The sequence below is a fragment of the Bacillus clarus genome (genome assembly GCF_000746925.1).
GTDB lineage: Bacteria > Bacillota > Bacilli > Bacillales > Bacillaceae_G > Bacillus_A > Bacillus_A clarus.
The window spans coordinates 252631-277404 of sequence record NZ_JMQC01000008.1 but is presented as its reverse complement, the minus strand read 5'-3'; the positions used below and the strand labels follow the sequence as shown (position 1 = coordinate 277404).

The window sequence follows — 24774 nt, the reverse complement described above, 5'->3', positions numbered from 1 at the left end:
ATCAAAGCCATCAAGAGCCTTTGCCACCCAATCCTCCAGATTATAATTGGATGCATTATTTCTCACACAACATGAAACAATCCTTATTTTCTATTATTGTAGGATTTATTACTTATGGGATTGGTAGCTTCATATTGTTATTTATGAATGGAATAGTAATAGGAATTGTACTAGCAATGACAATACAACATAACATGGTAGACACTATTTTTACAGCATTTTTACCACATGCTATTTTCGAATTACCAGCTATGATGCTAGTTGCCCTTGTACCATTTATAATTTGGAATTTTATAAAAAAAAGTATACGGAATCGTAAGATTCAATATACCTTAATTAAAGCTGAAGTCATTCCTTCAGTTGTATTAATAGTGATTTTATTATTTATAGCCTCAATTATGGAAAGTATGTTTGCCATTTAAAAAAGGAGTTTTCATTATGCTTGAGATAAAAAATTTAAAATTTCAATATGAAGAAAATATTCCATTGCTACAGAATATTTCATTTTCTGCAAAACCAGGAGATATTATCTGGCTCCAAGGATCTAATGGCTGTGGAAAAAGTACATTATTACGTATAATTGCGCAGCTGATTGAAGTTGATTATGAACTTTACTATAATCAAAAAAAAATGGGATCAAAAGAAGAAATACTAACAGATTTAATTTATATCCCTTCTGAGCCCTATCTTTTTGATTATTTAACTGGTGAAGAAAATGCAGAGTTTTTACAGACTTTATTTGACATCTCCGAAAGTGATTTTCATAAATTTTTCTTGGAAATGACAGAAGAATTTAAGGTGAAACATGTACTTCAAAAATTTGTACAAGAATATTCTTTAGGAATGCGGCACAAATTGTATTGGTCCGCAGTTTTTGCCCGTAACGCACCAATTATATTATTAGATGAACCATTTTCATCATTAGACAAGAGTTCTCAAGAAATCGCTATTAGAATGTTGAAACAAAAAGCGGCTGAAGGAGCAATTATAATATTCGTTTCTCACCTTCCTGAAATTAGTGATAAGCTGGCAACTAGAGGATTAACCTTAGAAGATGGAACCATAATTAATAGGTTTTAACGGTTAGTTTGTAGAAAAGGATGAGAGTTTAATGAATCATTTGAATCAATTAATAGGAATTTTGTTAGGTTTAATTATGTACCTTTGTATAATAATAAGCATTAAAATTGGGGATAATACGTACATTGGAGATTACTTTTTTAAATTATTTAACATAAATAATAATAAATTTATTGTTGCACTCACCTTTTTTGTATGTTTATGGATTGTTGGAAAGATATTTAAAGAAAAACAGGCGATATGGTTAAATTGGGGACGGCTATTTTTAACAGGACTAATGTTGGTTGCTTTAGTTTCATATTTAGTAATGTAATAGCACTATTAATCCCATAATATGACACATTACATACATTATAACTAGGAAATTTAATAATATTATTAAATTTAATTACAAAGAAAGAGAAGAATGTTTGTCATTCTTCTCTTTCTTTGTAATGTTTACTAAAATCCATATCAAGGGGTTGTTCTTTTAGGTGATTCTGTTGCAAAGTTTCCTAAGAGATAAACAGAGGCATGAAAGTATGAGGAAAGATTATGCGACTACTAGTAATTGCTGCAATTCATGAATCCCGATGATATTAGTATGTTTGCATGATATTACTGGGCTTTTATTTGGATATTTAACGACATGTTTTACAATTTATAAAAAGATGTAAACTTAGTTTTACTTTTTATAGATGCATCTTTTTAAAAAGTGATGTTTAGAATTGTATAATTATTTTATAGCAAAGAAAAAACATCTATCATGGATGCTTTTTAAAATTATATATATTTGTACTAGAATCGAGTTTTTTAATTTTTAGCAATAAAAAAGAATTCGTTAATAAATGACAATTATGAAATTAATCCGCTCATTATACTAATGAATTGACCAATCTTCGTCGCAACTTGGGAGCCAGCATCAACCATTGAATTAATGTCAGTTAAAGATGCTTTTGTTCGTCTAAGGAGAGCGGGCTTTACAGCTTCACCTTATTCTACCTTTTGAACTACTTCTTCAACAAAATCTAAAGCATCCTCTTTAACATCTGGATTCTCTATAGATGTTTCTTTTAGTAATTGTATTAATTCTTGAGCTACCTTTCTAGCAAAACCTCGTAAGATATTTGGAGATAAGAAGCTTGGAATTTCTGGAGCAAATAGTTGTAATTCATCAGATACAGAAATAGACATACAAAAACGCCATCCTTTCTTATGATTCTACAGAAAGAATGGCGTATTTTTTCATTTTAGGGGGTATTTTGTTTTGTTAGCTTGATAGCGATGTTGCCATATTTCTAAAAAACTAAAAATAGAAAAGGTAAGATTGTGGAATGCAATCTTACCTTTAGTATCAGGAGAAGTAAATAGGGTGATAGTCATTACAAGTGTATAAGATTTCTTGTAACTTCTAAATTAAAGGTTTTACCCAAAGTTGAGAAAAATCCACATATCCAAAATATTTCATCTTAATATTCGTTAAATCTGATGAAAAAGGAATCTGACGTTTATCATAGTATATAGGGATCATAATTGAGGAATCTATCAGTTCTTTTTCAAGATTTTTATTTAATAAAGCCCACTCTTCAAAAGGTGTATGCTTGTATGTAGCAAGGTATTTTTTTAATAGCTTATTTGTTTTTACAATCTTAGCCAACGGTGAATATCTAGTCGTTAGAAAATAATAAAATGATATCTCTTGATTCATCTCAAATACTTCACCATGAATAAAGAAATCAACTTGTTCATTAAGTTTTTCATCTCTAAGATATTTTTCGAAAGGAACCCATTTAACTAGAAAAGGTATATTTTCTTTTTCTAAGACATCCATTAACCATTGTGTTGTTTTTTCTGTATACTGAGTAGCTTTTATAATAAGTGGTTCTTTAAATTTGGGACGTTTTCTTTTTGGAATATCGATTTGATGATCGATGTCTTTCAAGCAATTTTTAGTATTTGGTTTTTTTTGAGAATCATATTCGTGAATATGATTAATATTGTTAGCAATAATATAATGTAAGTAATTACGAACATCTCTTCGCTGAATTGCTGAATTACGCCAAGCATTCATAATAATAACACCGAAGCCCGAATTCTTTTCTACTTGAAACGTAGAATTGTTTTCATGGTGCTTGGAAGATTGATAAATCGTATCAAATTCTAGAGGAACCTGAATGAATTCTACTGTATCTAGCAAAGGTCTTTCCTGAAAATGATCATGAAATGCTATCAATGATGTCTTTTCTTGGTTATTCTCTCCTATATAAAAACCACCGGTTCCTACAATTAGACCGTTATTTTCTTTGTAAATGCTTGTATTTATCATACATAACATTTGTAAACAATAGCTACAACCATCCGGATAATGTATATCGATAACTAATGGTGATACAATATCTATTTTTTCTATGGGTGCCCATAAATCTTTATAATAGTTATGATTACGTAGTTTTGAGAGACATAGTTTCACGTCAGCCGCTGTTAAGATGGATCCATCATGAAATTTTATGGACTTTTTTAAATATAGTCTAAGTTTAGATGGAGTTAAATCCCAACTGTGAGCTATTTCAGGAAATATGTTTCCCTTTTCATCCATATAAACAAGACGATTGAAAACGTTCGCTACAATATGTGCACTGTGTACATCGGCAGCCTCGAGCGGATGTGTTGTTAAAAAGGGGTTTCTTTTAGGAATAATTAATTTATCATCCGAATTATGTATATAGCCAAATTTTGAGTGGAATTTCGTCATTAAGCGTAGTTTACTGTTCGGGGACCAATTATATAGTAAATATTTACTGCTTTTTTCAACAGGCTGTTGGTCCATAATTTCAATTACTTGTGATTCATAGATTTGTTCTATATTTTTAATCCATTGAAGAGAGGAGGTATTTCCTCTGCCTTTTCCAGAAGTGAAAATTAGCCAACCTTCGTCCATCCATTTGTGTAAGTAACGTACTGTTTGCTTTGTACTTAAATTTAAAAAATCTGCTAGGTCCTTTATTTTTATATTTCCTGAAGAAAATGATTGCCATAAATCCAATAAATTTTTATCCAATTTCCTATCTCCTTCAATAAGTGGACATATTTTTCTGAATATGTCCATTTTTCATTTAGTAAGTCTAGTTTAATATAACATTAGATAAAAGGAGGAGATACTATGAATTGGAAAGACTTTGAGCAAAATATAAAAGTACGCTTAATTACATCATTTTTTAATCGTGCTGTTACATCAGCAGTAATGCCTTTTATGGCATTGTTTTTTGCTCAAGAAATAAATAAAGTATGGGCCGGATTATTTTTAATCTTAACGGTTATTTTAAGTTTTTTCTCAAATTTAATTGGAGGTTACATTTCAGATCGCTTTCAACGGAAGAGAATCTTATTGTTAACTTCTTTTACTAGTACTGTAATGTTTTTATTCATGACCTTAAGTTTATTTACTACAGATAAGATGATTTGGTTATTTGCAATCGCTTATGTCGGTTTTTTAATATCTAGCAGTCTTGGTCGCCCATCCATGCAAGCTATTATCATAGACTCTACTACACCAGAAAATCGAAAGGCTGTTTATACAATTGACTATTGGCTTATGAATCTTTCTATGGCAATTGGTGCAGCATTAGGTGGATTTTTATACATGAATCATCAAAAAGAGTTGTTTATCATGCTAACTTTTGTTTCTGCTATGTTACCGATTGCTTATAAAATTTGGCTAGTTACAGAAGGTAAAGAGCTCTTAGAAAAGGAGCATGAAAATATAGTATTTGATCTAATTCAAAACTATAAAGTGGCTATTCAAGATGGGGCATTTTTAAGAGTTGTAATAGGATCTACCTGTATATTTGCAGCAGAGTTTTCTTTAAACAGTTATATTGGTATACGACTTTCAGAAACATTCGATACAGTGAACGTTGGGAATTTTGAAATAGCAGGAGTAAGGATGTTGAGTATTCTTAACATACAAAATATGCTTTTAGTAGTATGTTTAACGTTCATTGTAAATAAATTTACAGATCGTTTAAGCGGAAAGAAAGCGTTACTCTTAGGTCTTGTGCTCTATGGTATAGGCTATATAACAGTAACATCTGCAAAGACTTGGTACGTACTGATTATTTTTAATTTTATTGCTACCGTTGGTGAACTTGTCTACTCTCCGGTCAGAAATGCAGAACAGGCTAATATGATTCCGGCTGATAAAAGAGGATCGTATTCAGCTTTAGCTGGTCTATCATATATTGGCGCGGATTTGATTGCAAGAATGACTATTATCGTTGGTGCATTCTTGATTCCTACCATGATGTCTGTTTACATTGGGATCATTGTAATAATCGGTACATTCCTCTTATACACTGGACTATTCGTCAGAAACAATATTCAGTCTAAAGAAATATTGAATAAAATGTCATCATAATATTTTGCTTTAATAGTTGTAAACGAAAGGGTTTAATAGGGGCAAAGAGGACAAAAGATGTGGAAAATCACTTTACAATTAAATTCTATGAAATTTATCATATAAGATTAACCCTTTTTAAGCTACCATGTAAGAACAATATTTTCTTACATATTCTGTATTGAAGTATAAACTCAGGGTGATACATATTATACATGATTAAATTTAGATAATAATTTATAGGATAATCAGTTTATTATGAGGGTTAATTATCCTTTTTTATTTTTATAATTGAATGTATAAATGAAGATTTAAAATTTGGTATTAATAGTTTAATATATAAATATTGATCAGAACGTTAGTTTATTTTTGGGGGAAAGCCCACAGTGGGAGGCTTTCCTCGAAGTCGATAGACTTCGAGGAACTCAAAGAAACAATAATTTTAGTTTAATAAAGAATTACGCTATACTTATGCTTAAATATATATTATTGGAGATGTTGAAGTATGGGAATTATTAATAAACATATCACTCTCGATGAAATAGAGATAATAAGAAACTCATTAGATAAATTGCATGAATACCATAACAGTAAATCAAAATTTTTTTCTGGTGATTATCCAAGAATTACATTTGAGGAACGTATTGAAGAATATAGAAGAAATTCAAAGTATGGAGAATACAGAATTGAATTATTGATTGAGTCAGAAACAGACAATATATTAGGATTTTGTATAGCATATAGTAAAAAAGTAAGTGGGAAGATCGAGGTTCTATTTGTTGATGAAAAATATCGAAGAAACGGATTGGGTTTGAAATTAATGAATAGTGCAGTGGAATGGTTTAAAGAAAAGCAAATATATGAAATTGAATTAACAGTAGTGTACGGGAATGAAGTTGTATCGTTTTATCAGAAGTTGGGATTCTATCCACGTTCAATTAGTATGACAACTAAATCATAACGATATTACGAGAATGTTTTTTTATTCACGTTTTTATCAAGTTTTATAGGGTTTATGTAATCAAAACTTATTTCAAGTCTATAATAACGAAAAGGCAGGGACATATTTAATATGTCCCTGCCTTTTCGTTATTAACTTTAGTCTCTACAACCTAAATATGACTAATATGTATCACCCTTTACATTTTATGACCTTTTAAGATTTATGTCTTGATAAGTTATAAATGATCAAACTCTATTTTAAATCTATAATAATCTTTAAAAATACACCTTATCAAGGTTTATTTGGTATGCGAATTTTAGAAAACAAATAAACAAAATATCAAGCATGTAGACAACAAGAACGGAAGTTCATAGAAAAACAAATATTAGCTTGATGGCAATGTTGCCATACCTGAAAAAATCTTGTAATATTCTTTAGCTATTTGCATCAGAACTCATATTTTTATTTCTCCTTTTTTGAAATGTGTTATTACTTGTAACTGTATTTTCACTTGAAGAGTTAGTAATAACAAAAATTCCTCCAATAACCAATAGCATGCCGGTAATATGATACCAGAAAAGAGGTTCATGTAATATGAAGGCAGATAAAACTACAGTGCTTATAGGCATTAAAGCGGTAAATACTGCTGCTGTCCCCGCTGAGACTACTTCTAACCCCTGATTCATTAATAGAACCGCTAATACAGTAATTACAACTCCTGTATAGAGTACGAGTAACCACACCAATGGAGATACGGTAAAAAAGTTAAAATGTAAGGATTGATATATTGCAGAAGGTAAAAATAGTACCGCGCCTGTCAAACTCATAATTGTTGTCATCGTTAAAGGTCTTAAAGGTGTAGAAATTAATTTGCCAAAGGAAAAGAAAATCGCTTCTCCAATAACAGCGCAGAAGATCAACATATTTCCTATTAATGAATGTGAGCCTACATTAAAATTTAAAAGTTGGCCAAAAACATTAATAGACAATGTACCTAGAATGGTTAAAAGGATCCCTCCTATTTTATTCATTCCTAATTTCTCTTTTAGAAAAAAATAAGAGATTAAAGCCATGATTGCAGGCGTACCACTCATAATAATACCGCTATCTAAAGCTGTTGTTTGTCTTAAACCATATAATGTGCAAACACTAAATAAAAATACACCTATGAAACTTTGAAGAAAAAATATGATGTAATCCTTTTTTACGAGTTTAGGCATTTTTTCACCTTTATATAAAAATAAAGGAAGTAGTATTAAGGAAGCAATTAATAATCGAAGTTCAGAAGCAATAAAAATAGGAAGTTCTTTAATAATGTATTTATTAACAATAACAAAACTTCCAATTGCAATCATTGCAAATGACATTTGAATATAAGCAATTCTTTGTTTGGACATAAGGAATTCCTTTCTCACTAGATTGTTAGTATGAATAGTTAGAGTATTGCTTGTTATTACGTATCTTTTAATGGTGTAACCTCGTTTATAGGGAGTTGGTGCTTTTAGAAAACAAGGATTTCTAAAAATCATAACTAACAATAGCATACCGTATCTTATATTTGCAAAATAAAAAATTGATTATTTTTTGAGAAATTTATACAGAATACTCACCTATAAATTTAAAAAAATATTTTCTAGTTATGTTTCTTCCCGTTTCAATAACACTATTATTTCAAGATAACTTGAATATTGCTTTATTTTATTTGAATGCTTATATTTTCAATAAACTTTCTAGGGATTAATTTCGATGTTGAGAAAAATAATTATATTCAGAATATTGTTGACTGTTATTTTTTAGGGATGATACTATGAACAACGTGATAAACAAATTTCAAATTTCATCTAAGCTCTATATGATGGCAGTGTAGCCAAGTGGTAAGGCATAGGTCTGCAAAACCTAATTCCTTGGTTCAAATCCAAGCACTGCCTCCATACATTTTAAGGGGGTAACATATGTCGAATTCAATGAATGTAAAAAAGAAAGGAATTCATCAATTAGTTGCATCAGAAGAAGAGATGATGAAGTTAATCAGTGCAGAATTAAAAAATACTGATCATGAAGAATTAGTAATTATGTCAGGGCATTTTATGCTCTTTTTTAATGAAGAAACAAATAACTTAACTCCTGGAATTATCGAAGAACAGAAAACGGATGTAATGAAAGAGAGGATTTCACGTAGAGTAGGTATATTCCCTTTATACACTTGGAATATGGGAATTCAATTAGGCGAACAATTTTATGAACAGTTTAAAGATATTAAATTCCTGTTATTAATTAATGATTGGCAATATGTACCGTCTACTAACGCAAATGTTAGTGATCTTCGCAAAGAATTTTATGAGAGATATACAGAAATTCCAGAGGCTTACATGACAAGTTTAGAGCAGAGTAAGTACTTTAATCATGAAAGTATTTTGTCTAGCAGAAAAAATTCGATTTTTTTCCCTGAAACTTGGCTTAAATATCGATTTCAAAAGAGCGCTAGTAAGTTAGTAAAAGAAGGAAAGTTAGAAAAAAGAATGCTAAATGATCGAGAAAACCAATCCGAAGTATCGTTTGTAGATGAGGATGGAAATTATAAAACGCTAATTAGTTGTGGTGTAACTGGGTGTGCAGGAGAAATTACAGAAATGATTGCGGAGGTACATAAGGCAGGTTATAGATCCTTGTTATTATTCGCACCTGGAGAGTGTTACCAACCAGTACGTACCGGTATTGAAATTGCCCTTAATCTTTATAATTTAACTGGTATGAAAGTTATCGTGGCAGATCCAGGAGGAAGCGGTGAAATGTCAAAAGAAGAAATCTATGAAAAAACCGTTAATTTCTCTGTCTATTCTTCGTAATAAAGGGGGCAATGTTTATGAAGCAGGTTTACTTGGATTATGCTGCTACTACTCCTTGTCATAATAAAGTAATTGAAGTGGTAGAGAAATACATGAAAACAGAATTTGCAAATCCATCGTCTCAGCATGTAATGGGAAAAAAGGCACAGTATGCGGTGTATCAAGCGCAGAGTAAAATTGCTGTTTCTATTGGGGCTCAGAAAGAAGAAATTATATTTACTTCGGGTGCAACAGAAAGTAACAACCTGGCGTTGTTAGGAGCAATTGATTATCATGAAAAAGAACCCGTAAATGTAATTCTCTCTCCTATAGACCATAAATCGATTTTAGAGGTTGGAAAAGAGTTACAAAGAAGAGGTATCATCGTAAAATATGTGGATATTAACCGTGATGGAACCATTTGCTTAGATTCATTGAGGTCTTTGTTAGATGATGATACAAGGGTTGTTAGTTTTGCGTATGTTAATTCTGAAATTGGGACGATTCAACCTATTAATGAGATCTCTGCTTTATGTAGAAAGTATAGAACATTGATACATGTAGATGCTGTTCAAGCCTTTGGAAAAATACCAATAGATGTGAAAGAATTGGATATAGATGCTTTATCATTATCGGGACATAAAATTTATGGCCCAAAAGGTATAGGCATTTTATATGTAAACCAGCAAAAACAGGAATATTTCCGTCCTTTATTATTTGGTGGTGAACAAACATATTTGCGCAGTGGGACATTACCAACTTCACTAATAGCTGGTATGGGCGTAGCTAGTGATATAGCTATATTAGAACTAGAAGAGAATTATAAAAAAGCAATGAAATTAAGGACACTTGTCGTAAATCGAATCCAACAAGAAATACCTTTCTCTCGCGTAAATGTTTGCATGGAAAATAGCATCCCTCATATCATAAATATAATGATTCCAAACATTAGTTCAGAAACACTTATAGCGGGTATGAGAACTGTTTCTATCTCTTCCGGATCTGCTTGTAATTCAAATAGTTTAGAACCATCGTATGTATTACAAAAGATTGGATTATCTAAAGAAGAAGCGAATAGTTCTATTCGTATATCAATTAGTCCATATATAAGCGAAGAAAAAATCTTATACGCTGTTGATGAGATTGTAGCTAAAATTAAAGATATTTATTGTGTGAAACAAGGTTTTTAATAAAAATAGGGTTCTGGTGCAAATATATGACAAAGAACATAGATAATCGTATATTCCTAACATAATCGTATTTTATGCTATAAGTTCAAACACTCGGTGAGTGAGCTCTTTTTGTTTTCGGGCAGACTGATTCTTTACATCACTTTGTCCCTTTTTTATCATATGCATGGTTTCCACACCACTCAATATAGAAGTTGTTGTTTTATACGACTTAAATCCCAACATAGAACGCACACGTTTTTTGATAAAACTATAACATTGTTGAGTTTTATTATTAAGATATTTCGTTGTATTTAGTTGTATACTTTCGGACATATGGTTCTCTTCTTTCAATTCTTATATCGCTACAGGAGAAGCAGGGTTCTTATCTAATGTCATCATCTGAGGTTTAGAAACGTAAGAAATACTATACTAGCAAGGATAATTATCATAAGAAGAATGGGGTTTGGAAACAAAGAAGTAAGTAAATATAAGGGGAAATCATTTTTGATTAAATTTATAATTGCTATTTCAGGCGCTGCCGTGATCGGTTTAGCGTCTTATTTTGGATATCACCAACATATTGGGAAGATCTCATACTAATAAGGGTTTTTGAAGCGCGTATTTCTTCGCTATAGCGGATTGGCTGCCCTTATCATTAAAAAACTTTCTACAACTTGTATCTTTCATTCAGTCACTCACTCAGCTTGATTTCGGTCTTTTATTTGATATAAACAAATAAGGGCGCTCTTTATATTTGTGAAAGTTTCATTCTACTAAGTAGTTTTTTAATGTTTGTATTAATTTGGGTATTTTTTCTAATCTCTTCGAAAAGGTGGCATAAGCGTAATTAAGAAGTTACATCTTACACCAAAAGGTACACCTTTTGGGACGCTTTTCAATTTTATATATTTAGTGATGAGAAAACCCTCACTAATCAAAGCGTCACTTTATGTGAAAATAGGTAGTATGTAATAAAATTTTTAAAATATGCATTATTTCATGCAAACGATTGCTTTATTTGTTTTATAATGAAAACGGATACATAAAGGTTTTAATAAATTAATAAAGTGAAATGGAGAGAAGAGATGAAGAGACAGTTTCAACATTTTAGTATGGTTATCGTATTTGTAATTGTGTTATGTGTATCATTTTTATTCCCTCAAGCAAGTTTTGCAGCTGTAAATGGGAAGGCAATGAATCGAGATTACAAAGCATATATAATGGCACCGTTAAAGAAAATTCCAGAAGTGACGAATTGGGAAACGTTTGAAAATGACTTGCGGTGGGCAAAGCAAAATGGCTTTTATGCAATTACTGTTGATTTTTGGTGGGGAGATATGGAAAAGGAAGGAGATCAGCAATTTGATTTTTCGTATGCACAGCGTTTTGCTCAATCTGTAAAAAATGCGGGCATGAAGATGGTTCCCATTCTTTCTACCCATCAGTGCGGTGGGAACGTTGGCGATGATTGTAATGTACCAATTCCCTCGTGGGTTTGGAAGCAAAAATCAGATGACAGTTTGTATTTTAAATCTGAGACAGGAAACATTAATAAAGAAACATTAAATCCACTAGCTTCTGATGTGATCCAAAAGGAATATAGCGAATTATACACAGCATTTGCAGCAGCAATGGAACCGTATAAAGATGTGATTGCAAAAATTTATTTATCCGGGGGACCAGCTGGTGAGATGCGATATCCTTCTTATACATCTGCTGATGGAACTGGTTATCCATCACGTGGAAAGTTCCAAGCATATACAGAATTCGCAAAATCAAAATTTCGTTCCTGGGCATTAAATAAATACAACTCTCTAGCAGGAGTGAATCAAGCATGGGGTACAAAACTTACTTCGGTTTTAGAGATTCTACCGCCTAGTGATGGAGAACAGTTTCTTATGAATGGCTATAAATCTTCATACGGAAAAGACTATTTAGAGTGGTATCAGGGGGTATTGGAAAGTCATACAAAATTAATTGGCGAATTGGCACATAACGCGTTTGATAAAACTTTCAACGTGCCGATTGGTGCAAAAGTAGCCGGAGTACATTGGCAATACAACAACCCTAATATACCTCATGGAGCTGAAAAACCAGCAGGGTATAATGATTATAGTCGTTTATTAGATGCTTTCAAAAGTGCAAATTTAGACTTAACATTTACTTGTTTAGAGATGACAGACAAAGGTGGTTATCCAGAATATTCGATGCCAAAAACATTGGTACAAGAAATTGCAAAGCTAGCCAATGAAAAGGGAATTGTATTAAATGGAGAGAACGCTCTAAGTATTGGAAATGAAGCGGAGTACAAACGAGTTGCAGAAATGGCCTTTAATTATAATTTCGCTGGATTTACGCTACTTCGTTACCAAGATGTCATATATAATAATTCATTAATGGGAAAATTTAAGGACTTATTAGGAGTGAATCCTATCGTACAAACTATTGTTGTGAAAAATGCTCCTACGACAATGGGGGATACAGTTTATATTTCAGGAGATCGCGCGGAATTAGGACAGTGGGATACTAGGCAATATCCAATTCGATTATCTTATGATGCTTTAAGTAACGACTGGAGAGGGAATGTTGTTTTACCAGCCCAAAGGAATGTTCAATTTAAGGCATTCATCAAAAATACAGAGGGATTGGTTAAAACATGGCAACAAAATCAACAAAATTGGACTCCGGTACCACCGAATTCCACAGTATATACAAGTTGGTGGTAATGAAGAACCAGAAAAATTCCAATCAGCTTTTGATGAATGTATTAAAATAGAGAATATGAAATTTTTATAAACTGAGAAGTATGAGAATCGAAACCTTTAGCCATAATTACGACTAAAGGTTTTTTAGTATAAAAAATAAAGCAAATATAAAATTACAAGGAGACAATTTTATGGAAAATAATAAAAATGGAATACTCGCTTTTATCGTTTTAGCTTTAGGTTTAGTGTTTTTTGTTGGGGGCATGGTTTATTCATTATGGGGGTGATTTTGAATACTTACATGTGTATCTTTGGAAAGGGAGTAACGAATTGGTCAACAAATGACTCCAAAAAATGCGGTGACATACATCGTTGCAATTTTTTAGAAAACAAGTATAGTCATTAGAAATCGATACGTTCATAGTAAAAACGCCATCCCTTCTGTATATTTCTACAAAAGAGAATAGCGTTTTTTGTTTAAACTTATAATACATTACAAAAAACGAATTCATATTGGCTTGAAAGATAAAGGAGATTAAGATGTATCACTGAATGGATAGTAAAGTTGTATGAACATACCACTAGTTAAAGAAAATTCATATGTCGTGGACCTTTTGAAATAGATGGAATTATGAAAAAATGATAACGAAAAGCGCAAATTACATGTTCTATTTTTGATGGAATACTACCGACTATTTCTAGTAAACATACGGTTCGACTTTTCGATTATAATGCGAAGTATGATAAAAGAAGTTGTAAAACTTCCTGTTAGGATACATGAACGTGTTACCGAGATGACAATGTCTCTAGCATTAAAATGCAATGTGTATGCTAGAGGCGATATGATTTTAAAGGATGGAACTTCATATGTTATAGAAGTTAATACATTACTAGAAGTGACCAAAGATAGCTTGCTGCCCAAAAGCGCTCATGCGATGGGAATTACCTTCAGTAAACTACTGGTGATTATTGAAACTTCCTTATAGGTTAGGAGGAGGGAAGGTTTCTGATAGAGTATTAAAATCTTTTTACATTATTATTTATATAAATAGATTTTGCGTATAGTGTATTCTCGTTTTTATTTTTAATAATCTATGAAGATATGAAACAGTACTAAGTTAATGTGACTACAGCTAGGAGGAATTTTTGATGACCAATTGGTTTCAATTAGATAAAGAATATATAATGCCTACGTATTGTCGTACAACGGTTGCTATAGAAAGGGGAGAAGGGTGTAAACTTTATGATGTGAATGGTAAAGAATATCTAGATTTATTTTCCGGTGTAGGAGTGAATATATTAGGTTACAATCATCCTAATATTTTGCAAGCCACTTTAGAACAAGTGGAAAGATGTTTACATCTTCCTTTTCATTTTTTAAATCCAGTTGCTATTGAATATGCAAAGAAATTAGTCGATTATTCTTTGGAAAATGGTAAAGTCTTTTATACAAACTCTGGTACTGAGGCTACAGAAACAACTTTGAAATTAATCGACAAGTATAGAAATGCAACAAACGAAGAACGTGAGGGAGTAATTGTACTTAAAGACAGTTTCCACGGACGAACATTAGGGGCTCTTCATTTTACGAGACAAGAAAGTATATATCAAAATTTCCCTCAAACTTCTATTCCTGTATATGAAGTGGAACGAGAAAATCTAGAAGAACTAGAAGAAACGATAATTAAGGAAAAACCGATTGCTATTATGTTAGAGCCTGTATTAGGAAGTGGTGGAATATATCCTTTATCAAGTGAATATTTAAAAGGGGTTCAGTTTCTGTGTGAAAAGTATAATATACTTCTTATTGTTGATGAAGTACAAAGTGGCATGGGCAGAACTGGAAAATTGTTTGCTTATCAGCATTTTGATATTACACCTGATATTATTCAATTTGGTAAAGGAGCAGGGGGCGGGATACCGTTAGGAGGAATAATAGTAGGTCCACGATTATGTAATACATTTTCACCGGGAGATCATGGAACAACATTTGCTCATTCACCAATCGGTACAGCTTTAGGATTAACTGTATTAAAAACATTAATTGATGATGGTTTAATGCGAGAATCATATGAAACATCACTATATTTAAACGACAAACTTCAAGAAATTCAGAAGGAAAATTCTTATCTCATTAAAGAAGTACGTCACTGTGGGATGATGTTTGGAATCAGTATGAATGATACGAATAAAAACGTAAAAAAACTGCAGCTAGAGTTATTGGATAAAGGAATGTTAGTTGATGTTACACAAGGGAATATCATTCGTCTACTTCCGCCGTATATTATTACAAAAGAAGAAATTGATGAATTTATTAATCGGTTTATTTCCTGTATCTCTCACTTAGGCGCCTTGGCAAGTGGTCTGTAATATATGTTTTCTTTTCTTTTTAACAATACATTTCCTCTAAGAACATTAATGCAAGTGATTTTGAAAGATAGGGGCGTAAACCATTGCTATTAGAATATTTAACAATAAAAAGCTACGGTGAGCACAAAATTGTTATTGAAAAATCACAATTCATTTGCTATGCAAGCCTAACGAAAACAGAAGCTGACTATATACATTAGACAAGATAGGATTTTTTCTTAAATTAAAAGATGCGATAGTGAAATAAGAGGAATGGACAAATTATTAAACTTTTTCATAAAGAATTTAATCTGATAAATTAAATGTAAGCATGTTTTGAAAAAAGATTGTTCAAAACATGCTTTGTCTATTTTTTCTGATATTAAGGTCAATAGATTTGATTCTATTAACCTTGATATTAAATCTGCGTATGTTGTTTTATATGGAATTTCGAAAACTTCACATTTATTTTATTAAATTTTTAATGATCAAAAATAAATGATTCCGTAAGAATACCCCCCTTTGAAATCAACTACATTTTTCAATATGAAAATGTGGATTCTTTTCTTAAAGTACTACAGAAACTTTGTTTATCCCGCAACATCTTAGCAAGTTGATCATGCTCTTTTTAAAATAATATAAAATTAAAAATTATTCTCCTCTATCCTGCTTTGACAGATGGAAGGTTACTGCCCAAAATAAAAGAGCAAAAGCACTAATGAATGCACCTAATAGACATACTCCATTCCATCCATAATTCACATAAATATTGGTTGAAATAATTGCACCGGTTGCACTACCAATCGAATAAAAAATCATGTAACTAGCAGTAAGTCGACTTCTTGCTTCGGGACGTACTGTAAAAATCATACTTTGGTTGGTGACATGTACAGCTTGCACAGCTAAATCAAGAAGGATAACACCAATAACTAATGGTAATAGAGAGTAATTAATTAATCGAATTAGGAACCATGATATGAATAATAAAAACAGAGCTATGCCAGTTGTTCGTTGTCCTAATCCTCGATCTGCCAGACGCCCAGCCCTAGTAGCAGCTAATGCTCCTGCAACTCCAGCGAAGCCAAATGCTCCAATAGCAGTATGTGAGAGGTGATATGGTGCAGTACTAAGAGGTAACACTAATGAAGTCCATAGCATACTAAAGGAAGTGAAAATTAGTAATGCTAATATTCCTCGGATACGTAAGATCCTTTCCTGTACGAATAACAAGAGGACAGAACGCAACAACTTGGGATAAGACATAGCCGTTTGTTTGTGTCCTAAATCAGGTAATTTTCGGTATAGTAAACCGACTATGAGGAGCATAAGTGCAGCAGAAGTAAGGTAAACTGAACGCCATCCACTCAGGTCGGTCAATATTCCAGCAAATGTTCGCGCAAGGAGAATTCCTATTACAACACCGCTTGTAACAAAACCTACTATACGTCCACGTTCTGTAGGGTTAGACAATGTTGATGCATATGCGACGAGTGTCTGTGTAACAGTTGCAAGGATTCCCACTATAGCCATACCTATAAAAAGTATTGTACTTGTGGGAGCAAAACCAATAATAATTAAAGCGACAACTGATAGGAGCATTTGACCAATAATGAGTCGTCGAGGATTTAAGAGATCACCAAGCGGAACTAGTAAGAGCAACCCAAGTGCATAACAGATTTGAGTGATTGTAATAACAATTCCAATAGTTGAATGATCAATCTTAAATTCGTTTGATATTGCATCAAGTAACGGATGAGCGAAGTATATATTCGCAACGGCCATCCCGCAGGCTATTGCAAATAATAGAGCCATATAGCGAGACATCGTTGTACTGAAGCGTGATAGTAATTGACCGTTATGCTGATTAAGGGTAGTTGTTATTTCTTCTTTACCATTCATAATTTTCATCCCCTTTTTGTACTCCTCAGAATAATATACTGAACGGTACATAATTATTGTAAGTAAAATATAATCAGTATAAGGTAGTAATGTCAATGTATTTAGATAAAAATTTTATTTTTATTCTTGTGAACCATTATAATTTGACATAATCTCATTAGTTAAATAAGATTATAATGTACTGAACGGTATGTAAAATGAATTATTTATAATCAAAATTTGAAAAAATGATAAGGGAGGGAAAGAATTATTATGGCTCGATTACGTGAGTTTGATGAAGAAAAAGCCTTAGATGCTGCTATGCAGCTTTTTTGGGAGAAAGGGTATTCAGCTACTTCATTAAGTGACCTAACTGCCAAAATGGGGATACAACGACCAAGCCTATACGCAGCTTTTGGTGACAAAGAAGGGTTGTTTGAAGCTGCATTGCGAAGATATACAAAGTTACATGCTTCCAGCATTCGAACAAAACTTCAAAACAACCTATCTGTAAAGGAAGCAATTCGTACTTTTTTTGAAGGTCTAGTAGAAGAGGAATATAAAGAAAGTCCGGGTAAGGGGTGTTTTTGCATTAACACAATGGTAGAACTTTCCTCTCAAAATGAAAAATTTGAAATTTTGACGAGGGAGCATCAGATGTACCTTTCGGTCATATTTCAAGAATTAATTGTCCAGGGTGTTCAGACAGGAGAAATTCAAAATGATCTGAATGCTAAAGCGTTAGCACAGACGCTAGTCACTTCATTAATTGGACTTACAGTGTTGATGAAATCTCGTCCAGAGCGCTCATTTGTAGATAATTCTGTAGCCGTGATATTATCATTATTAAAATAAATTCAGCGAAATTTCATTTCTAACAACCATGTTAATTACAACCGCAATCGATTTTACCATTTTCCGACAGAAAACTCCCACCTCAAGGAATGGGTAGGACATGGTCCAATGAGTAGGTGGGAGATGAATGGGGGTTAGGCAAAAGCCTAAAGTTTCTTCTTGTTGAAGAGTTAGTATGAGGTATCGGTATCAGTTCATTTCTATAGAAGGAAAATGGTGCAGCATTCTTACATATACGAATTGTTTCATCATAAAAATCTCTCCATATGTATATATTTTTGAAAGGGACAGAGGACTTTCGACAAAAAAGCAGAAATGTTTACGAGAGAAGTATTATTTTGGTACATTCTGATATCGTTCTCATGAATGTCGTGAAAAGTACGTGGAAAACAAAAAATAGGAAGTGAGGTGGGAAGTGGGGGGAGTTCAATAGAATTTCTTGTCTTTGTACAAAAGGAGTTCGGCTAATAATTCCGATGAAAATCGCCTTTTTGAAGTGGTTTGTATAATTAAGGTTTTACTCAACTACTAATGAAAAGAGAGACTAATGATTTGGAGATTTTTTGTATTTTAATAGCAATAGAAGGTACTTAATTAAAATAGGAGTATGTTCTAGGGGATACTTAAAATTTAACAGGGATGGTTAAATTGAACTGACTATAGAATATATATCTTTTTAAACCATCCCTATCATAATTATAAATCTTTTTTTGCATATATTTTCAGTGATATTACCATTGATATAAGACCGATAACGATTGAAATGAAACAAGGTATCCATGTCATAATAATTGATGGGAATGGTAGGGTAATTGTAAAATCCATATGGATCAGTTGAATCTCTTTTATAAGAGTAGGAGCTATAAAAGGTATCAGAAAGGCAATAATAAGAGAAATAATTTTTGTCTTATCATAACCAAATTTGAATTGAACAGGGAGTAGTATCCCAAATAAAATACTAACAATTAAAAACGTTATTCCAAGAGCGTTTACACTAAGTTTTTCAATACCAGACGGCATGATAACTGAAATTACTATACGAATGACGGAGGCACAAAGAAAAACTACAAATAAAAAGAGATATTTTGCTTTTACAAAAGCGCTTCTAGTGTATGGCGTTGCACAAAGTAAAGCTGCCCCTTTGTATTGATTTTCAAATTTGGATAATGTACCAAACAAAATATACTCCATTAGAATTACTGTTAAAAGAAAACTAACAAGCCCACCATCGTTTAATTGCAATCGAGTAGAAAGATAAAAAGGGGCGATGGCAGCAAAACCGAGAAAAATAAAAAAATACTTTTTGATTAACATTATGTCTTTGACAACAAGATTAATTAACATAGTTGTTTCCCCCAATGTAAGAAAGCATTATATCTTCTATAGTCGGTCTTTCCATTAATATATCAGGCATAAGCCGACGTACATCATCTATTTTATGAGTAATTCCTTTAAAACCATAGTTAGTCTGGTTCAAATTCAAAAATAGTTTTTTTGTTTGTTCATTAATCAATCGATTATCACCTTTTACCAATGCGTGTGTTTCTACTAGCACATCTTTTTCTTCATTAACTAAAATTTTGCCATTATCTATTAAAATAATCATATCCGCAATTTTATCTAAATCTGAGGTAATATGTGTAGAAAAAAAGACGCTTTTCCCTGGTTCTTTCATAAAATTTAGAAGAATATCCATTAGTTCGCTTCGTACCAATGGATCAAGCCCACTTGTTGGTTCATCCATTATCAATAGGTCTGCATGATGAGATAAAGCCAAAGCAACTGCAAATTTCATCCTCATTCCTTTGGAGAGTGTTGCAATTTTTTGTCCTAGATGTAGATTGAACTTTTTAATATAAGCTAAGAAAACCGATTCATCCCAGTCAGTATAGGAAGGGGCAATCACGTTTTTCATTTCTTTCAATGTTAATTCATCATAAAAATATCCCTCATCTAGTACGATACCAATTTTGTTTTTGGATTTTCTCTCATGTTTATCCATATCTTTTCCTAAAAAATTAATTTTTCCCGAATCCTTCAGTACAAGTCCAAGGATAGCTTTAATAGTAGTGGTTTTCCCAGAACCGTTCGTACCAATAAAACCAGTTATACAGTCCTGCTCAAGTGAAAATGTAACATCTTTTAATGAAAAATTATCGTAATTTTTATTTAGATTTTTCACTTCTAATACTGTATTCATTATTCATTCTCCTCCTCTAAAATTAAATCTAGCATCAAATGAAGCTCCTCGGTACGGATGCCAATCCTTCGGGCCATTTGACATACTTCTGTTAGCTTAGTCTCCACCATGTGACGCTTAGATTCCATTAATAATTCTAAGTTTGTAGGTGCTACATAAGTACCTTTTCCAACCCTTGTAACGATAAAACCTTCAGCTTCTAGTTCTGCATAGACCCTTTTTGTGGTTAGTACACTAACATGTAAATCGTTAGCTAGCACACGGATTGATGGTAATTGTTCGCCTTCCGTCAATTCATTGTTAAATATAGATTCTTTAATTTGTTCCTTTATTTGCTGATATAAAGGTTGATTTGATGCGTTATTTAAAATTATTTTCATAAAAAACCTCTCTACTGATAAGTGTGAATGTATATAATGCACAACATACACACCATATACAGTTAACATTATAAAATATTGAAAATGGATTAACAAGGTACCTTGTTATAAAAATCACAAAAATGTCAAAAATAGTAATTAAGAAAAATACATGACAAAATTTTTGTATTAATTACTTTCGATGTTTTTTCTTTTAATTAAAAAGAGTAGCAGAAAAAACAAATAAAAACATTGATAACAAATTTTTGTGATTTTTGAATAAAGAAACAGCCAACTTTAAGGAGTTGGCTGTTTCTTTCGCGTTAAGTATGTATTTTTGCGTCATCAATATCGTTTTTTGACTGTTTCAAATGTTTGAGTTGTACAACAATCATGATGCTAATAACAACAAGTAAAAACCATGAGCTAATTTTGCTGAGATGAACGAGATTCCATACCTCTCGTTGATTTGGATATTGCCATGCTCCGAAGAAGGTAGCGGTGTTTTCTGCAATCCAAATAAGAATCCAATAAGGAAAAATGAAAGCACGAGAGGCATTTTATAAGTAACTTCTTGCAATGAAAATACTACAAATGTACGAAAGAAAACAATAAATAAAAGTAAAGTGAGCACCCACCGAAAATCATATAGGAAATGATGTATGAAAAAATTGAAGTAAATCATAGCCCCAAGCGGTATCGTCTATACGTCTTTAGGCCAATTATGCATTTGTAAATGTAATCTTCTCCACGCTTGGCATATGTAACTTGCAACACTCGTATACATAAAACTGCTGTAAAGGGGAACGCCTAAAATTTTTGAATAGGCTTCCTCAGGATAACTCCATGATCCAAAATACACTTTATATATTTCTAGTAAAAGCCCGATTAAATGAAAAACAGTAATTACTTTAAGTTCATCTTTCGTCTCAAGGCCAGTTTTGTACATGTAGAATTGTGTGAAACAGCTTCAATTGTGTTATTAAATGTATCTATTGGATGGATGGCTGAATCTAAAAATCCTTCTATCTCATCACCAAGAGCTTCACGACCTCCTTTTATAAAATGGTTTTGTAGAAGTGGCTTGTTATATTACGTCTGATTTTGAATCCATCATATTGATCAACGAATCACCATTAATTAATGTAATATTTTTATTTGCTACATATTGCTTTGCATTTAATAGATGATCTAAGTGATAACGAATGGAATAAAAGTGTATTGATATAAAAAAAGACGGTGTATACTGTCTTTTTGTTTTGTTCCTCTGTTTTTTCTTCTGTCCAAATCTCCTTTTTCTCACGATTACAAAATATAGAGAAAAGAAATTAGTGCAACTGGTAGCTAAGTATGACGTGTTTGTAAAAGTATATGTAATTCAAGAAGTTTAATGAAACAAAAAAGTGTTAACAAGTTTGCAAACGAACTTGCTAACACCTATATAAAGTAGACATAAAATATCACTGATATGCCGTGAAAAAATACAGAGTTTATTTAGTAGATAATACTAAAAATCGCTTATTATAAAAACAACTACAATACATAACATATTGCATGAGAAGACATACGATAAGTATGAAATCGTAACGATATAGCCCTGGAATGGAAATAAGTTTTGAAACGGCAAGTGTAAAAAAATAACGACAGGGAATAGACAAGATAGAGCTTGTTCGTAAGTAAAGTATAGAAGTTGTTTTATATAAAACATTGTTTCACCTTCGATGCACTTATTAGAAAAATCGAAATAATAACTTAGTATACTATAATTTATTGCGAATAGACACGCCTATTCATTGTATGTATTTGTAGTTTTTGGAAGGTCATCCTAATAAGAGTTTTTATATTTTAGCAAAGTAAAAAATAGTTTGCTATTTAAAAAAAGTGAAGATATAATATCTAAGTGAAAATGATAATTGTTATCAATAGTGAATACAAATAAAAACCAATTTAAAAAACAACTGAATATAAAGGATGAAATGAAACATGTTACATAAGTCTATTGTACATGCGGACAAAAATCGTTGGCTAAATATTAAGTTCATATGTTTTATGGGCTTAACAATTATATGCTTAATAGTATCTATATTTTTAGCCATTGCATTTGGTGCAAAGGATATTCATTTGCAAACTGTGTGGGCGGCGTTTTTTGATTACAATCCAAAATTAACGCAGCATCAAATTATTTATGAATTAAGGTTGCCAAGAGTAATCGGTGCAGCAGTTGTAGGAGCTGCTTTTGCAGTTGCTGGTGCTGTCATGCAAGGAGTAACGCGAAATCCTTTAGCGGATGCGGGGGTGCTTGGAATCAATGCCGGGGCGATGTTTGTAGTAGCACTTAGCTTTGCGTTCTTCCCCCATATGCCATATTCCTATTTAATGGTTGTTTCTTTTTTAGGGGCTGTCCTGAGCACGGTACTTATTTTTATTATCGGATCAGCAACATCGGGTGGGTTAACACCGATGCGGTTAACAATTGCTGGAGCGGTTATGGCAGCTCTTTTACATTCATTAAGTTCAGGAATTGCAATTTATTATGATTTAAGTCAAGATTTAGCGTTTTGGTATGCTGGTGGTGTTGCAGGGGTAAAGTGGGATCACTTGAAATTTTTAGTACCAATTATTCTCGCAACTATTGTCTTCGCGGTAGTATTAGGGCGCTCTATTTCACTCCTATCAATGGGAGATGATGTTGCTACGAATTTAGGTGCAAAAACGAACCGAACGAGAATACTTGGGATGATTATAGTAGTCATTCTTGCAGGTGTTTCTGTTTCAGCTGTTGGTTCCATTGGATTTGTAGGACTTGTCATCCCGCATATTGCTAGAAAATTAGTGGGCGTTAATTATAGGCTTATTATTCTTATGTCAGCACTATTAGGAGCTATGTTATTAGTTTTAGCTGATTTAGGGGCAAGAACAGTAAACCCTCCTAAAGAACTTGCGATAGGAATTATGGTAGCTCTTGTAGGAGTTCCGTTTTTCCTCTATATAGCACGTAAAGTAGGGAGGGAGCTATAAGTGAAGGATCTTTTTAACACGGATAAAAAGAGAGCTATTACTGTAACTACAATTTTCGGATGTATGAGTATCGCTGTAATTTTAATTAGTTTAAATACGGGTACGCTGAGCGTTCCACCACTCAAAGTGATTCAAACGCTTTTTGGATATGGTGATTTTGAGAGTGCTACAGTGCTATACGATTATCGTATGCCAAGAATTATAATCACAATGTTAGCAGGTATTGGCCTTGGGGTTTCTGGAGCGATTTTGCAAGGATTATCTCGTAATGCACTTGCAGATCCTGGTATTCTCGGATTACATTCTGGTGCTTCTTTCGGGCTTATTGTATTCGTTACTCTTTTTCATTCTATTAATGAGAAAGCATCAATTTTAATACCGTTATTTACGTTTGGCGGGGGAGTGTTAGCTGCATTTCTTATTATTCTACTTGCGAGTGACCGGTCAAAAGGTTTACTTCCAATTAGACTTATTCTCGTTGGAATTGCAGTTTCAGCTGGTTTTAGTGCGATTTCGTTATTTTTCTCTCTTCGTTTAAATGATGAGACGTATACGTTCGCTTCTAGGTGGTTAGTTGGTAACGTGTGGGGAAGAGATTGGGTTCATGTCTTTGTATTATTACCTTGGATCCTTGTGCTTACTCCGTATGCATGGCTAAAATCAAAAACATTAAATGCTCTGTCACTAGGGGATAGCGTAGCAGCAGGCCTTGGTGTATCTGTTCAAAAAGAACGATTACTGCTTTTAGCTACAGCAGTCGGGTTATCTTGCGCAAGTGTATCAATGGCGGGAGGGATTGGCTTTATCGGTTTAGTTTCTCCTCATATTGCAAGAAAGTTAGTAGGTTCTACATATGAGTATTCTCTACCGTTGACCGGACTTATTGGGATGATTATTTTAGTACTAGCGGATACAATTGGTCGTTCTTTATTTGAGCCAAACTCTATTCCAGCTGGTGTAGTAGTAGCTGCTTTAGGAGCACCGTATTTTCTTTATTTACTTACAAAAACAAAATAAA

19 protein-coding genes, 1 tRNA gene and 7 pseudogenes are annotated in these 24774 nt (G+C 32.5%); 16 read left to right on the top strand and 11 right to left on the bottom strand.

The window, feature by feature from the left end; genetic code table 11:
• The first annotated feature begins 20 nt into the window (after nt 1-20).
• From DJ93_RS02150 to DJ93_RS02140, 3 genes are read left to right on the top strand one after another with little or no spacing between them, the layout of a single operon-like run.
• Nucleotides 21-422: a stage II sporulation protein M gene (locus DJ93_RS02150; RefSeq protein ID WP_241484245.1), complete on the top strand. Its 402-nt coding sequence runs from the start codon at nt 21-23 to the stop codon at nt 420-422.
• Between the two features lie 16 nt (nt 423-438).
• Nucleotides 439-1080, top strand: coding sequence for an ATP-binding cassette domain-containing protein (locus DJ93_RS02145; protein WP_042978974.1), 642 nt, complete (start codon nt 439-441; stop codon nt 1078-1080).
• Nucleotides 1081-1111: 31 nt separating this feature from the next.
• Nucleotides 1112-1393 carry a hypothetical protein gene (locus DJ93_RS02140; RefSeq protein ID WP_042978973.1) on the top strand — a complete coding sequence of 94 codons (282 nt, stop codon included), beginning with the start codon at nt 1112-1114 and terminating at the stop codon, nt 1391-1393.
• A 659-nt stretch (nt 1394-2052) separates the two neighbouring features.
• Here the strand turns inward: DJ93_RS02140 and DJ93_RS33590 are convergent.
• The gene (locus DJ93_RS33590) at nt 2053-2253 is read right to left on the bottom strand and encodes a hypothetical protein (protein WP_042978972.1); all 201 of its coding nucleotides are present in this window, start codon (nt 2251-2253) and stop codon (nt 2053-2055) included.
• A 217-nt stretch (nt 2254-2470) separates the two neighbouring features.
• Nucleotides 2471-4117 (bottom strand): ABC transporter substrate-binding protein, encoded by a 1647-nt coding sequence (locus tag DJ93_RS02130; RefSeq protein ID WP_042978971.1) that lies wholly within the window; start codon nt 4115-4117, stop codon nt 2471-2473.
• Nucleotides 4118-4219: 102 nt separating this feature from the next.
• On the opposite strand from DJ93_RS02130, the gene DJ93_RS02125 reads away from it, so the two are divergent.
• The gene (locus tag DJ93_RS02125; protein ID WP_042978970.1) at nt 4220-5473 is read left to right on the top strand and encodes an MDR family MFS transporter; all 1254 of its coding nucleotides are present in this window, start codon (nt 4220-4222) and stop codon (nt 5471-5473) included.
• A gap of 484 nt (nt 5474-5957) precedes the next feature.
• Nucleotides 5958-6413, top strand: a complete 456-nt coding sequence (locus DJ93_RS02120) for a GNAT family N-acetyltransferase (RefSeq protein WP_042978969.1) — start codon at nt 5958-5960, stop codon at nt 6411-6413.
• 416 nt (nt 6414-6829) lie between these two features.
• Here the strand turns inward: DJ93_RS02120 and DJ93_RS02115 are convergent, their stop codons facing one another.
• Nucleotides 6830-7792 (bottom strand): DMT family transporter, encoded by a 963-nt coding sequence (locus DJ93_RS02115; protein WP_042978968.1) that lies wholly within the window; start codon nt 7790-7792, stop codon nt 6830-6832.
• Between the two features lie 460 nt (nt 7793-8252).
• On the opposite strand from DJ93_RS02115, the gene DJ93_RS02110 reads away from it, so the two are divergent.
• The 3 genes from DJ93_RS02110 to DJ93_RS02100 all read left to right on the top strand — a co-directional run bounded on the left by DJ93_RS02110 (nt 8253) and on the right by DJ93_RS02100 (nt 10410).
• Nucleotides 8253-8326, top strand: a tRNA-Cys gene (locus DJ93_RS02110).
• A gap of 21 nt (nt 8327-8347) precedes the next feature.
• Nucleotides 8348-9241, top strand: a complete 894-nt coding sequence (locus DJ93_RS02105) for an LPD16 domain-containing protein (RefSeq protein WP_241484244.1) — start codon at nt 8348-8350, stop codon at nt 9239-9241.
• Between the two features lie 17 nt (nt 9242-9258).
• Nucleotides 9259-10410 carry a cysteine desulfurase family protein gene (locus tag DJ93_RS02100; RefSeq protein WP_042978967.1) on the top strand — a complete coding sequence of 384 codons (1152 nt, stop codon included), beginning with the start codon at nt 9259-9261 and terminating at the stop codon, nt 10408-10410.
• A gap of 72 nt (nt 10411-10482) precedes the next feature.
• Here DJ93_RS02100 and DJ93_RS02095 read toward each other — a convergent pair.
• Nucleotides 10483-10818 (bottom strand): annotated as a pseudogene (locus DJ93_RS02095) (DDE-type integrase/transposase/recombinase); the annotation flags it as partial.
• 659 nt (nt 10819-11477) lie between these two features.
• Here DJ93_RS02095 and DJ93_RS02090 point away from each other — a divergent pair.
• The 4 genes and pseudogenes from DJ93_RS02090 to DJ93_RS29900 all read left to right on the top strand — a co-directional run.
• Nucleotides 11478-13118, top strand: coding sequence for a family 14 glycosylhydrolase (locus DJ93_RS02090; RefSeq protein ID WP_042978966.1), 1641 nt, complete (start codon nt 11478-11480; stop codon nt 13116-13118).
• Nucleotides 13119-13752: 634 nt separating this feature from the next.
• Nucleotides 13753-14083, top strand: a pseudogene (locus tag DJ93_RS34595) (D-alanine--D-alanine ligase); the annotation flags it as partial.
• A 163-nt stretch (nt 14084-14246) separates the two neighbouring features.
• Nucleotides 14247-15467 (top strand): aspartate aminotransferase family protein, encoded by a 1221-nt coding sequence (locus DJ93_RS02080; protein ID WP_042978965.1) that lies wholly within the window; start codon nt 14247-14249, stop codon nt 15465-15467.
• A gap of 83 nt (nt 15468-15550) precedes the next feature.
• Nucleotides 15551-15655: pseudogene (locus DJ93_RS29900) on the top strand (YigZ family protein); the annotation flags it as partial.
• Nucleotides 15656-16097: 442 nt separating this feature from the next.
• On the opposite strand, the gene DJ93_RS02075 reads toward DJ93_RS29900, so the two are convergent.
• Nucleotides 16098-17345, bottom strand: a complete 1248-nt coding sequence (locus tag DJ93_RS02075; RefSeq protein ID WP_042978964.1) for an MFS transporter — start codon at nt 17343-17345, stop codon at nt 16098-16100.
• Nucleotides 17346-17597: 252 nt separating this feature from the next.
• On the opposite strand from DJ93_RS02075, the gene DJ93_RS02070 reads away from it, so the two are divergent.
• The gene (locus DJ93_RS02070; protein ID WP_042978963.1) at nt 17598-18179 is read left to right on the top strand and encodes a TetR/AcrR family transcriptional regulator; all 582 of its coding nucleotides are present in this window, start codon (nt 17598-17600) and stop codon (nt 18177-18179) included.
• A 696-nt stretch (nt 18180-18875) separates the two neighbouring features.
• Here DJ93_RS02070 and DJ93_RS02065 read toward each other — a convergent pair.
• The 5 genes and pseudogenes from DJ93_RS02065 to DJ93_RS34980 all read right to left on the bottom strand — a co-directional run.
• The gene (locus DJ93_RS02065) at nt 18876-19523 is read right to left on the bottom strand and encodes an ABC-2 transporter permease (RefSeq protein WP_042978962.1); all 648 of its coding nucleotides are present in this window, start codon (nt 19521-19523) and stop codon (nt 18876-18878) included.
• On the bottom strand, nt 19513-20379 hold the full coding sequence (locus tag DJ93_RS02060; RefSeq protein WP_042978961.1) for an ABC transporter ATP-binding protein: 867 nt from the start codon (nt 20377-20379) through the stop codon (nt 19513-19515). The genes DJ93_RS02065 and DJ93_RS02060 overlap by 11 nt, the downstream gene beginning before the upstream one ends.
• Complete coding sequence (locus DJ93_RS02055) at nt 20379-20759, bottom strand: GntR family transcriptional regulator (RefSeq protein WP_042978960.1); 381 nt, start codon at nt 20757-20759, stop codon at nt 20379-20381. Before DJ93_RS02055 ends, DJ93_RS02060 begins: the two co-directional genes overlap by 1 nt.
• Before the next feature lie 302 nt (nt 20760-21061).
• A pseudogene (locus tag DJ93_RS02050) lies at nt 21062-21696 on the bottom strand (DUF817 domain-containing protein); the annotation flags it as partial.
• Nucleotides 21696-21800 (bottom strand): annotated as a pseudogene (locus DJ93_RS34980) (RNase A-like domain-containing protein); the annotation flags it as partial. The pseudogenes DJ93_RS34980 and DJ93_RS02050, both read right to left, overlap by 1 nt.
• 221 nt (nt 21801-22021) lie before the next feature.
• On the opposite strand from DJ93_RS34980, the pseudogene DJ93_RS34975 reads away from it, so the two are divergent.
• Nucleotides 22022-22129: pseudogene (locus DJ93_RS34975) on the top strand (replication-relaxation family protein); the annotation flags it as partial.
• 147 nt (nt 22130-22276) lie between these two features.
• Here DJ93_RS34975 and DJ93_RS29890 read toward each other — a convergent pair.
• A pseudogene (locus tag DJ93_RS29890) lies at nt 22277-22446 on the bottom strand (DUF817 family protein); the annotation flags it as partial.
• A gap of 275 nt (nt 22447-22721) precedes the next feature.
• Here DJ93_RS29890 and DJ93_RS02045 point away from each other — a divergent pair.
• Nucleotides 22722-23756 carry a FecCD family ABC transporter permease gene (locus DJ93_RS02045; protein WP_042978959.1) on the top strand — a complete coding sequence of 345 codons (1035 nt, stop codon included), beginning with the start codon at nt 22722-22724 and terminating at the stop codon, nt 23754-23756.
• Entirely contained in the window at nt 23757-24773 is a 1017-nt protein-coding gene (locus DJ93_RS02040) for a FecCD family ABC transporter permease (protein ID WP_042978958.1), read from the top strand. It begins immediately after the preceding gene.
• Nucleotide 24774: the final 1 nt, after the last annotated feature.

What these genes read in the sequence shown, in the direction of transcription:
- DJ93_RS02145 (WP_042978974.1), top strand. Translation starts at nt 439, where the DNA reads ATGCTTGAGATAAAAAATTTAAAATTTCAATATGAAGAAAATATTCCA.
- DJ93_RS02140 (WP_042978973.1), top strand. Translation starts at nt 1,112, where the DNA reads ATGAATCATTTGAATCAATTAATAGGAATTTTGTTAGGTTTAATTATG.
- DJ93_RS33590 (WP_042978972.1), bottom strand. Translation starts at nt 2,253, where the DNA reads ATGTCTATTTCTGTATCTGATGAATTACAACTATTTGCTCCAGAAATT.
- DJ93_RS02125 (WP_042978970.1), top strand. Translation starts at nt 4,220, where the DNA reads ATGAATTGGAAAGACTTTGAGCAAAATATAAAAGTACGCTTAATTACA.
- DJ93_RS02120 (WP_042978969.1), top strand. Translation starts at nt 5,958, where the DNA reads ATGGGAATTATTAATAAACATATCACTCTCGATGAAATAGAGATAATA.
- DJ93_RS02115 (WP_042978968.1), bottom strand. Translation starts at nt 7,792, where the DNA reads ATGTCCAAACAAAGAATTGCTTATATTCAAATGTCATTTGCAATGATT.
- DJ93_RS02105 (WP_241484244.1), top strand. Translation starts at nt 8,348, where the DNA reads ATGTCGAATTCAATGAATGTAAAAAAGAAAGGAATTCATCAATTAGTT.
- DJ93_RS02100 (WP_042978967.1), top strand. Translation starts at nt 9,259, where the DNA reads ATGAAGCAGGTTTACTTGGATTATGCTGCTACTACTCCTTGTCATAAT.
- DJ93_RS02090 (WP_042978966.1), top strand. Translation starts at nt 11,478, where the DNA reads ATGAAGAGACAGTTTCAACATTTTAGTATGGTTATCGTATTTGTAATT.
- DJ93_RS02080 (WP_042978965.1), top strand. Translation starts at nt 14,247, where the DNA reads ATGACCAATTGGTTTCAATTAGATAAAGAATATATAATGCCTACGTAT.
- DJ93_RS02075 (WP_042978964.1), bottom strand. Translation starts at nt 17,345, where the DNA reads ATGAATGGTAAAGAAGAAATAACAACTACCCTTAATCAGCATAACGGT.
- DJ93_RS02070 (WP_042978963.1), top strand. Translation starts at nt 17,598, where the DNA reads ATGGCTCGATTACGTGAGTTTGATGAAGAAAAAGCCTTAGATGCTGCT.
- DJ93_RS02065 (WP_042978962.1), bottom strand. Translation starts at nt 19,523, where the DNA reads ATGTTAATTAATCTTGTTGTCAAAGACATAATGTTAATCAAAAAGTAT.
- DJ93_RS02060 (WP_042978961.1), bottom strand. Translation starts at nt 20,379, where the DNA reads ATGAATACAGTATTAGAAGTGAAAAATCTAAATAAAAATTACGATAAT.
- DJ93_RS02055 (WP_042978960.1), bottom strand. Translation starts at nt 20,759, where the DNA reads ATGAAAATAATTTTAAATAACGCATCAAATCAACCTTTATATCAGCAA.
- DJ93_RS02045 (WP_042978959.1), top strand. Translation starts at nt 22,722, where the DNA reads ATGTTACATAAGTCTATTGTACATGCGGACAAAAATCGTTGGCTAAAT.